This window comes from Arthrobacter sp. H5 (genome assembly GCF_000520595.1).
In the GTDB taxonomy this organism is placed as follows: Bacteria; Actinomycetota; Actinomycetes; order Actinomycetales; family Micrococcaceae; genus Arthrobacter_D.
The window spans coordinates 45509-55734 of sequence record NZ_KI914986.1 but is presented as its reverse complement, the minus strand read 5'-3'; the positions used below and the strand labels follow the sequence as shown (position 1 = coordinate 55734).

The following is a 10226-nucleotide window of genomic DNA, read 5'->3' as shown; positions in this document are numbered from 1 at the left end:
AAGCCGCAGGCCGCGTGTCTCGCGGCGGGCGGCGCACACGATCGCCCGTGCCGTGACGCTCTCATTGGCGGCAACAAGACGGTGGATCATCAGCTCCTGGCTGAGGTGCACCACGGTGTTTTCCCCCTCACCGAGGCGCTCGACGAGCCCGTCGAAGACGTCCGTGGATAGCACAAAGGGGTACACGGGAGATGCGGCGTCCGCCGGAGCCAGGCCCAGGCCGGAGCGGACCACCGTGCGGTAGGAGGTGGCGTGATCGGCCGTGACCAGGTGCGGGCCGGAGGCGGTGGTGAGTTCAGCGGTTGGGCTGCTCATGCCGTCACCACCAGGGATGCGTTATGGCCACCGAATCCAAAGGAGTTGCTGAGGGCGGGGCCGTTGATGATGGTGCGCGGGGAGCGGTGGACCACGTCGATCTCCATACCGGATTCAAGTTGTTCATGGTTGGCGGTGGGCGGCACAGTGTTGTTCCTCAGCCCCAGGAGAGTGGAGATGAGTTCAACGGCGCCGGCGGCTCCCATCAAGTGCCCAAGCACGCCCTTGGAGGATGTGACCGGCGGCGCGCTGCTGCCGAAAAGCCGCTGGATGGCGGCGGCTTCCACCCGGTCGTTGATCGGAGTGGAGGTACCGTGGGCGTTGATGTGGCTGATGTCCGCGGGTTCAACACCGGCGTCCACCAGTGCGTTCCTCATAGCCGTGCCGGCGCCGAGACCGTCCGGGTGCGGCATGGCCAGGTGGTGTGCATCCGCTGTGGCGGCGTAGCCAAGTACCTCGCCGTGGATCTGTGCTCTGCGCGCAACCGCGTCCTCTTTGCGCTCCATGATCACAAACGCTGCGCCCTCACCCATGGTGAATCCATCACGCCCGACGTCGAAGGGCCGGCTTGCGCGCTCCGGATCGTCAATGCGGGTGGAGAGTGCGTTCAGATTGGTGAAAGCGGCAAGGGTGACCGGGGAGAGGGTCGCCTCACAGCCTCCCGCCAGGACAACGTCCACCTGGCCGCTGCGAAGCATCAGCATGCCCTGGCCAATGGCGTCGGCGCTGCTGGCGCAGGTGTTGGCGTAGGTGAAGGCCGGGCCCGTCCAGCCCAGTTTCATGGACAGAGCTGCGGCGGCGGCATTGGGCATGGTCATCAATGGCATCAGCGGGTTGACTCCGGCAGCTCCGCGTTCGGCGTAGTTGAAGCTTTCCTGGTCGCTGGTCTGGCGCCCGCCCACAGCGCTGCCCACGAGGATGGCGGCGCGCCCGTGATCTGCCTGCGGTGCGCCTGCGTGCCTGTACGCGTCCAGGCCGGCGGTGACCCCGTACCGCGCGAAGGCGTCCATACGGCGCACGTCCTTGCCTGTGCCTACCGGGTCAAGACCGCGGATCTGGCACCCGAACCGCGTTTCATTGAACCCATCCAGGTAGCGGGCCGTGGACTTGCCGTCGAGCAGGCCGTTCCAGAGGTCTTCCAGCGTGCAGCCCGCGGGGGTGACAACGCCCATTCCGGTGACGGCGATGGAGGGCTTCATCAGATCAGCTCGCATTTCGCGGCAGCGACCAGGAAGGCGTCCGCGGCTTGATCGATGTGTTCCGGCTGGTGCCGGGCAGTGATGGCGATACGCAGACGGGCGAGGCCCGTGGGCACCGCGGGCGTGACCACGGGCAGGCCCACGATGCCGGCTTCGCGGCAGCTGGTGGCGTAATCGTAGGCCTGTTCGTCGGAGCCTGCGATCACGGGAATGACGGCGGTTTCGCTGTCCCCGGTGTTCATGCCGGCTTCGGTCAGGATGGCGCGCAGGCGTGCGGATTCGCGTTGGATGTGCGCCACGCGTTCCGGCTCCTGCTCAAGGATCCGGATGGCTTCAAGGGCTGCGCCCGTCTGGGCCGGTGCAAGTGCGGCCGAGAACAGGAATGGGCGGGCAGCGTAGCGGAGGTGGTAGATCATCTCCGGGGTGCCCGCCACCCAGCCGCCCATCGACGGGATGCCCTTGGACAGGGTGCCGAGCTTGATGTCAACGGCGACCTGGTTGTTGAAGTGCTCTTCGATGCCGCGGCCGGTGCCTCCGATCACGCCGAGAGCGTGTGCCTCATCCACCATAAGCAGGGCGCCGTGGGCGTCGCAGACTTTGCGCAGCTGGGGCAGCGGCGCAATGTCTCCGTCCATGGAGTAGACACTGTCCACAATGACCAGCTTCACTCCGGCGGAATCCGAGTCCTGGAGCCGCCGGTCCAGGTGGTCCGGGTCATTGTGGCGGAAGCGGGTGATTGCCGCGCCGCTGAGCTGGCAGCCGTCCACAATGCTGGCGTGGTCATACTTGTCCAGGAACACGGCGTCGCCCGGGCCGCAGATCGCGCCGACTGTGCCCACGTTGGCGGCGTAGCCGGAGCTGAACACGAGGGATGCCTCCCGGTTCACAAAGCGGGCTATCTCGCTTTCCAGCTCCTCATGGAGCGGGGTTGTTCCAGCAAGCGCTCTTACCCCGTGGGCGCCCGTGCCGTAGGTCTCAATTGCTTGGTGGGCCGCCCTGTTGACGCGCTCATCTCCGTACAGGCCCAGATAGCTGTAACCGGACATCATGAGCAGCCGCTCGCCATTGACGTCCACGTAGGGGGTGCCGGCCACCGGGGTGTACGGCATGAAGCTGTTGCGCCGGTGGGAATTGGTTTCGAGTCCCTTGACGCGGGTGTGGGTGGCCGCAATCTTCTCTTCGAATCGCTGCCAGGATGCGGAAACCATGGGTGGTACTCCTTAGTGAGCTGTTCTGTTCCGGTTGCTGAGACTGTTCTAGGACAAAGCGCGCAACGGGAGCGCAAGATGGGCGTCCGGGTGCCTGCCGTTGGCGGCGGATTGGGGTGGATCCCATTGCGGAGGCAGCCGCGATAGGGACTCGTCGCCAACATCCGCCGCGAACTCCAAGCCGTTAGCGCCCGCTCTCCGAGAGCCAAAGTTCCAGTCCTGTTGGCCTCCCGTTTACTGAAACGCGGCATCGGGATGATCAAGTGGATTCAGAGGCGATGCACCGGATCAGGGGAGTGTTGGTGTGGACTGTTCAAACGAGCGTGGGCGTAGCCTGTGTTGATCCATCTCACGGGTGCGGTGTCCATTGTCCGCCCAAACAGTGAACCGTCGCTTCTCTCCAGCGCGCAGGCCCAGATTGCCTTTGCCCGGCTCATCCTGGAGCGGTCCAGAGGGACCGGCCGGGAGCAGCTGGCCAACACGGTTTGGCCCGATGGCCTGCCTGACACCTGGGCGTCCGCCCTGCGCAGTGTGGTCAGCAGGGCCCGCGCTTTCCTCGTGGGCGACGCCGACACACCGCCCGAGCTCATCTCCGCCGGCGGACGGTACTTTCTCAAGCTCTCGGGTGAAGTTCTGGTGGACATTGAACAGGCATATGACTCTTTGTCCAAGGCGCGCGAAGCGCTGACCGCGAATCTGCTTGAGGATTCCGGCCGCCACGCCGTGAGCGCAGTCATGTGCCTTCGCCGCCCCTTCTTGCCCAATCACGACGGCGAATGGGTGGAAGGGATCCGGGAGCACCTGCACGAATCCCTCCTGACGGCGCTCGAGACGGCGGGAACGGCTGCCTCACGGCGGGGTGACGGAAACGCTGCGCTCCCTTTTGCCCGGGAGGCAGTGCGGCAGGCGCCACTGCGGGAAAGCGCGTACCGCTGCCTCATGAGCGCTCAATTGACGGCCGGCAACCGCGGCGAAGCCCTTCAGGTGTACAACAACCTGCGTTCATTACTTGCGGAAGAACTCGGAACCGACCCCTCCGGAGACACCCAGGCCATGTACGTCGACATTCTTGGCTCCTCTTCCGCACCCGCCGCTAAGTACGCCAGCCAAATGGCGCAGATCTTCATCGGACGGGAACCCGAACTGGGCATCCTGGAGGCCGAGTTGTCCCAGGGAGACGGACGCATGGTGCTGGTGACCGGTGAGCCGGGCATCGGGAAAACCCGTCTCACCGCTGAGGCCGCCCGCCGGTTCAGCGCCTCCGGCGGTTCGGTCCTGTGGGTGCACTGCGGCCGGGAACACCAGCACCCGGGCCAGGCGCTCCTCGACGCGGTTGCAGACTGGCGTGCGTCAACCCCCACCGCTGATCTCCCTGGCGCAGCGGCGGCGGTCCACACAAAACTCACCGCTCTGGCAGCCAGCGAAGATGGCTTCTTCCAGCAGCATTTCACCATCCTCATGCGCCGCTTCCTGGAGGAACTTTCACTGGCACAGCCACTCGCGCTGGTGGTGGATCAGTTGAACAAGGCAGACAGCACTACGTTTCACCTACTGACCCGGCTGTTCAGCGGTCCGCGGCAGGGCCGTCATCGTCCGTCCGTGGTTGCCACCGCAGACCTCTTGGCAATCACGCCTCAGTGGCGCAGTTCGCTGCACACCCTTGAACGCGAGGGTTCCCTGCTTCGCGTCCCACTGACCGGGCTCTCTGGATCCCAATGCAGGCAGCTTGCCCGGAGCCTCTCGGAGCCGGGCGCACATCCCCGGAACCTCCGCTCGCACCAACTGACTTCGGCAACTGGAGGTAATCCTTTCCTGCTGGGAGTACTCGCACGGACCGCCGACAGTTCAGAACCACCCGGCCAAATCGTGGATTACCTGTCCGAGCGGCTGTCCGCGCTGGATCCCGAGACGCACAATTTCGTGACGGCCGCTGCAGTGGCCGGGCCCGAGTTTGAGCCGGAGCTGGTGGGGCGGGCGTGCGGGCTCGGGCAGGACCCTGTGAACACCGCCGTCGACCATTTGGTCTCACGCGGGCTGGTGAAGGAATGCCCGGGTAGACCGGCGTCGTCGCAGGATTGCTACCGGTTTGTGCACTCCGTGCTGCAGGAGGCCCTGTACTCGCTACTCAACCCGGCGCGGCGCCGGTTGCTTCATCAGCAGCTGGGAGAAGCGATCGAATTGGCTCATCCGAAGTCCCTGGACAGGTACAGCACCCAGGTGGCACACCATTACAACGCCGGGCTGCAACTCCATGGCGCACCCGGCGCTGTGGACATCGGCTGGCGTGCAGCGGACACCGCACTCCGGGACGGCGCGCATGCCGAGAGCATCAGGCTGCATCAGCGCACTCTGGAGTCCATCTCAGATTCACAGCCCGGGCTGCGGGCGGAAGCGCTCACCCGGCTGGGCCAGGTACAGCTCTCAGCCAATGATCCTTCCAGCGGCCAAACCCTGCTGGACGCGGCGCTGCAGGCGATTCACGCCGGGCACCATGACATTGCCCTCCGGGCGGCGAGCTCCCTGTCAGACTCGCTGGCAGTCGGCAGCCAACTGGCGGGCGAGTCCGCAGCGGTGTCGAACCTGCTGATCCGACACCTCACTGAAGAAGACGACAACGCCAAGCACTGCGGAGCCCACGTTGGCCGGTTGCTCGCCCGGCACCTTCGGACAGGCAACGGCGCCGTGCCATCCAGCCTGGCGGAGAAGTCACTGACGGCGTTGGCATCCCGCCTCGCCAACCTCGAAGGGCCCCACCACCACGTAGAGCGCCGGTCTCTTGCACTGGACGCCTGGCTCCTTGCGCAGCAGGTAGGAGACGCCGCGCAGGCAACCGCTGCATCCCACCATTTGGCGTCAGCTGCAGCAATTCTCGGATCGCAGAAGGACCTCAGGAAGGCCGCCCGCCAAATCGCCAGGCTCCCCGATCATGATGCTGCCGCAGCACATGTGCAACTGCTGATCCGCGAGTACGCCGCCGCCCAAGCCACAATGCACGGCCGTTTCGCCGACACGGAGAGACTGGCGGTTTATACCAACGACGACGACGGCGCCCTCACCGCTCCTCCACCCGGCTCCATGCTGGGGGGCCAGCTTCTGGTGGCGCGCTGGCTTGCCCGCGGCAGTAACAGCGGAGGCGGCACGCCTGAGACGGCAGCCGTCGTCGTACCCGGCGCACCAGGAAGGGCCGCCGTCCTGCCCGGCGATGCCTGCCTCGCCGCCCTGCTGGAGGGCCGGGAGGCTGAGGCCCACTTGATGGTGCGCGCCGTGGCAACCCAAATACAACCCTTTCCGGAGGGCGACGCCTGGCTGCACTTCGCCGGTGTCCAAGCGATCTGCGCAGTGGAACTCGGTGACGTACGGACGGCCGCCGCCCTCCGGGACAGGCTGATTATTCATCACGGGCTCATCTGCTGTCACGGCTACCGGACGTTTCTTGGCCCCATGTCACTGCATCTTGGGCGCCTGTCCAGGGTCTGCGGTGACTGGGATGAGGCCGAGCGCTCCCTGCAGGAAGCGTTGTCGCAGCTGAACCTGTTCCGGGCGCGGCCGTGGATAGCCCTGGCACAGGCAGAGCTGTCGATGGTCCTGGACGGGAGGGGACGAAGCGGCGACAGACTGGCTGCGGAGGCGCTGCGTTCCGATTCCCGCAATCTAACGCTGAGCCTGGCCACAACCAATGACCCACTAGCGCGCCGTTACAGTCCGTCCCAGCCGCAACTGCTCTAACTGTCCTGGATTCAACTGATCCACGAGGCTTTCCACAGTTTCCGGCACTTCGCCCACCGTCCCCAGCACCACCGTGAAACTTCTGCCGCAGCCATGGTGCAGCAGGTAATCCAGAACCATTGCCGTCGACGAGTCCATCCACTGCGCATCATTGATGACCAGAACTGTTGGCCCTTCCCCAATGATGGACAGGAGGCGGCTCTCGAGTCGCTCCAGCAAGCCGGTATCCCCGGAACCTCCGCTGACCGGGCGCTCCCCAAGTGCCTCCCGGAGGCTTCGGAACGGTGCCGAATCCACCAGCCGGCAGCACCCCTCCAGCACTGTGGCACCGTCCCGGTTTGCCCAGAGAGCCAGTTCCGCCGCGAACGCTGATGATTCGGCTGCGTCCGCGCCGCAAATCAAGGTGAGGCGGGCGTCAAATCCAGTGTCTGTCTGCCAGCTGTCCTGCACACCAGCAAGTTCGCGTTGCGCGCTTGGACCGAGTGGATCCGAGTGGACCACCCTGCGGGCCCACTCCAGGTTCGACGGCGTTCTGCCGGCTTGAATTGGATCCGCACGACGGGCCTCGTAGAGCCTTTCGCCCGCACCGCCGGGCAATGATGGGCACACACCCATGTCCAGCAACTCGAATGCCGGGTTGAACGCAGGGCCGGCCACCAGGGCGATCTCGGCGGTCATCAGGATCCGGTCCGGCTCAGCCCTTCCCAGCAGGCTTTGTGCCCGGGCGGCGGCGGTAACCGCCGAGCATTCCCGGGGCGCGCCGCACAGAGCAGCGCGCAGTCTGCCCGCACGCTCAAACGAACAGAACTCGTAAACGTCCAGCGCAGCCATTGCCGCCTCAGTCACGCTCAGGAAGCGGGCAACCAGGGCTGCGCCGCCGGCCATTGCATCCCCCCGTACATCCACTGCTCCGGACCCACCCAGAATGCTCTGGATGGCCCGGCACGTGGTGTCTCTTCCCTGATAATCCAAGGCCACCAGAATCACCCCGGATTCGGGATCCGGGCCCGCAGTTCGGTCGCTTCCAAGAACAGTCATTCTCCATGCCCTCACTTGTGTCTTATGTCCAATGCAGCCGTCGGTACCGTGCACGCAGTACCGTACCGGCCAGAAGCCGGATGGGAGGTGGAATGCTGGCGCCACCCTCCCTGAGCTCAGTTCCCGTGACGCCATCAAACATCCACGGCAGCAGAAAGGACATCACGCGTGCACCCGCCGTGCGGAGCACGGCACGCTCAATGGCGAGGAACTCCATCCTGCTCAGGTCATTACGGAATATCGGATAAACCGTTGCCTCCTCGAGCCGGAGATGCTCCTGAATCACTTCGCTGAAGCCCGCCGCGGCGGCTACCAGGTCAGCGCGTGAACGCCCGGCTAGCGCCGCCTCCACCGCCTCGATGGCCTCCTCCATTGCAGTGTGATCGCCCTTCACCGCACTTCCCTGATCGGCGAGCGCCGGAAGAACGCGGATGATTTCGGGCCAGAGGACCCGTTCCTCGCTCTTGTGGTGCCAGTCGATCACGGCGGACACCTCCCGCCACCAGACAGCAACGCGCCCGTAGCTGTGCAGGGAAATTTCGGGGGCTGATCGCGCAAGCAACATCGCGTCCCTGCGCATGGCGGCGTGGATCAGCGAGTACGCCTGAATATAGTCCGGGAGCACGTCGTTCGGGGATTCCGGATGTTTCATATACTGTCAGCCTTGCTGCCGGGTGGCCGCCGTCGTTCGCTTACTTGTTTCCCTTTGAACGCGGCGATCTCCGTTGCCGGATGGGTCAGGCGTTCTGGGCGGCAAGCTGGTCCGACGTATCCCACACGCCGGTGGCTGCAGCCTCCCGGGCGTAGTCGCCGAAGTCCTTCGGCTCGCGGCCCAGCGCACGCTGCACTCCGTCGGTGAGGCTCGCATTGCGGCCGTCAAGGATCATGGTGAACAACTCCACAAAATCTTCCGGCAGCCCGGCCTCGGCGAGGACGGCTGCGTACTCCTCGGGGGAGACGGGGGCGTACTTGATATGACGGCCGGTGGCGTCGCTCAATTCGGCGGCAACATCGGTGAAGCTCAGCAGCCGCGGGCCGCTCAATTCATACACCTCACCGTGATGTCCGTCCTCGGTCAGCGCGGCCACGGCGACGTCGGCAATGTCATTGGCGTCGATGAATGGCTCGACGGCATCGCCGGCCGGGATGGCAATTTCGCCGCTGAGCACGGGCTCGAGAAAGAAAGACTCGTCGAAGTTCTGGTTGAACCAGTTGCAGCGGACAACCGTCCACTCGGCGCCGGAGTTCTCTACGGAGACCTCGCTGGCGCGTGCACCTTCTTCGCCCCGTCCGGAGAGCAGCACAAGACGCTTGACGTCATTGGCCTTGGCTACTTCGCAGAATTCGGCAATGAGTTCGGAGACGCCGGGGAAAGCAAGGTCGGGGTAGTAGGTGATGTACGCGGCGCGGGTGCCGGCGAGCGCGGGCGCCCAGGTTTCCTTGAGGTCCCAGTCGAAGGGGATGTCCGCGGTGCGTGAGCCGCCGCGGACATTGATGCCTTTGTCGGTGAGCTTTTCGGCTACGCGGCGGCCGGTTTTTCCGGTGGCGCCGATAACGAGGATGGGCAGGTTTTCTGGGTTCTGGTTGATCTCCATACGTCCATTCAATTCCACCCGGTCCGGGCTTTCCATAGTCGAAAGACTCACCTTCATGCGTGCACGTCGCCCTCTACCCAACATCAAAACGGTGGTGCACTGGAGTGGCTCGGGAGCGGCTACAGTGAGCGCACCGTTGCGGACACCGCCATGATTGCGTGCGCAACGCGGGCGGGAGCCTCCAATGGCATCATGTGGCCAATGCCGTGGAGCGACTCAAAAGTGGCTCCGGGAATTGTCTCGGCTGTCTGCTCTGCCAGCTCAGGCGCCACCACCCGGTCCCCGGTGCCCGCCAGCACAGCCACCGGGCACCCCAGTCCTGCAATGGCACTGCGCAAATCCACCCCGTGGGTCGACCCGAAACAAGCCGCGCGAACAGCCGGGGCCGTGGATGCGAACAGACGCCTCACGGTTTCCAGATCCCCCCGGTCGGCCGAGGCGCCCATGGTGTGGGCCAGCATCCTCCGGCCCAGCACCGGTGACCCCAGGGCACGCGTAAACAGCCTGCTGCCCATCATCCGCAGTTCCATTGCCGGAGTGTCCTGACCGTGGGCGGCTCCCGAAACCACCACTACGCCCGCCGGTGCTGCCCCAGCTGACGCAGCGTAGGCCAGAGCCGCGGTGCCACCACCCGAATGCCCGGCGAAAACGGCGTCCTTGACGCCCAGGGAGTCCACCACTGCGCCAAGGTCCGCCGCAAGGCGGTCAATGGTGATCGGCTTTGAGCCCCGCGTTGAATCGCCGTGACCGCGGAGGTTGTAGAGCACCACTTCGTGGCCGGCATCCACCAGCAGCCCGGCGGCGTGGCGCCAGATTCGGCGTCCGGCGCCCCAGCCGTGGAGCAATACAACGGTCTGCTTCCGGTGCACTGTGGAAGGCCTCATGACGGTGACAGCCAGAGAGGCACCGTCGTCCGTGCCAACCCTCAGCGATCGTGATTCTGACGACGCCCGGGATGGGGCAGCACTCAGCGACAGCCTCCGCGCGGCCATCAGCTCATCGAGCTGCGAAAAAGCTGCGCGGGTGCTCTTGGAGTGCTCACGGCCAATGTCCACCAGCCGCGACATGATCTTTGCGGAACCTGTTGGATCGGCGGTGAAGCGCATAGTCAGGCGGGTCCGGCTGCCGTCGTCGAGCGCCTCCAT

8 protein-coding genes are annotated in these 10226 nt (G+C 65.2%); 1 reads left to right on the top strand and 7 read right to left on the bottom strand.

Annotated features, from left to right (window positions below):
- The 3 genes from Y708_RS29700 to Y708_RS0106820 all read right to left on the bottom strand — a co-directional run.
- The coding region (locus Y708_RS29700) for a hypothetical protein (RefSeq protein ID WP_028279350.1) at positions 1–315 on the bottom strand (315 nt) is incomplete at its 3' end.
- Positions 312–1514 carry a beta-ketoacyl-[acyl-carrier-protein] synthase family protein gene (locus tag Y708_RS0106825; RefSeq protein ID WP_028279349.1) on the bottom strand — a complete coding sequence of 401 codons (1203 nt, stop codon included), beginning with the start codon at positions 1512–1514 and terminating at the stop codon, positions 312–314. The genes Y708_RS0106825 and Y708_RS29700, both read right to left, overlap by 4 nt.
- The gene (locus tag Y708_RS0106820; protein ID WP_028279348.1) at positions 1514–2722 is read right to left on the bottom strand and encodes an aminotransferase class I/II-fold pyridoxal phosphate-dependent enzyme; all 1209 of its coding nucleotides are present in this window, start codon (positions 2720–2722) and stop codon (positions 1514–1516) included. The genes Y708_RS0106825 and Y708_RS0106820 overlap by 1 nt, the downstream gene beginning before the upstream one ends.
- 336 nt (positions 2723–3058) lie before the next feature.
- Between Y708_RS0106820 and Y708_RS28220 the strand changes: the two genes are divergently transcribed.
- The gene (locus tag Y708_RS28220; RefSeq protein WP_081746550.1) at positions 3059–6448 is read left to right on the top strand and encodes an ATP-binding protein; all 3390 of its coding nucleotides are present in this window, start codon (positions 3059–3061) and stop codon (positions 6446–6448) included.
- Here the strand turns inward: Y708_RS28220 and Y708_RS0106810 are convergent.
- From Y708_RS0106810 to Y708_RS0106795, 4 genes are all read right to left on the bottom strand, one after another.
- The gene (locus Y708_RS0106810) at positions 6407–7486 is read right to left on the bottom strand and encodes an ATP-binding protein (protein WP_028279347.1); all 1080 of its coding nucleotides are present in this window, start codon (positions 7484–7486) and stop codon (positions 6407–6409) included. The genes Y708_RS28220 and Y708_RS0106810 overlap by 42 nt on opposite strands.
- A gap of 22 nt (positions 7487–7508) precedes the next feature.
- Positions 7509–8138 carry a hemerythrin domain-containing protein gene (locus tag Y708_RS0106805; RefSeq protein ID WP_028279346.1) on the bottom strand — a complete coding sequence of 210 codons (630 nt, stop codon included), beginning with the start codon at positions 8136–8138 and terminating at the stop codon, positions 7509–7511.
- An 85-nt stretch (positions 8139–8223) separates the two neighbouring features.
- On the bottom strand, positions 8224–9081 hold the full coding sequence (locus Y708_RS0106800) for an NAD(P)H-binding protein (protein ID WP_051478780.1): 858 nt from the start codon (positions 9079–9081) through the stop codon (positions 8224–8226).
- 119 nt (positions 9082–9200) lie between these two features.
- A partial coding sequence (locus Y708_RS0106795; protein WP_216699748.1) for an alpha/beta fold hydrolase occupies positions 9201–10226 on the bottom strand: 1026 nt, incomplete at its 5' end.

Coding starts and splice junctions, on each gene's coding strand:
- Y708_RS0106825 (WP_028279349.1), bottom strand. CDS start 1,514: ATGAAGCCCTCCATCGCCGTCACCGGAATGGGCGTTGTCACCCCCGCG.
- Y708_RS0106820 (WP_028279348.1), bottom strand. CDS start 2,722: ATGGTTTCCGCATCCTGGCAGCGATTCGAAGAGAAGATTGCGGCCACC.
- Y708_RS0106810 (WP_028279347.1), bottom strand. CDS start 7,486: ATGACTGTTCTTGGAAGCGACCGAACTGCGGGCCCGGATCCCGAATCC.
- Y708_RS0106805 (WP_028279346.1), bottom strand. CDS start 8,138: ATGAAACATCCGGAATCCCCGAACGACGTGCTCCCGGACTATATTCAG.
- Y708_RS0106800 (WP_051478780.1), bottom strand. CDS start 9,081: ATGGAGATCAACCAGAACCCAGAAAACCTGCCCATCCTCGTTATCGGC.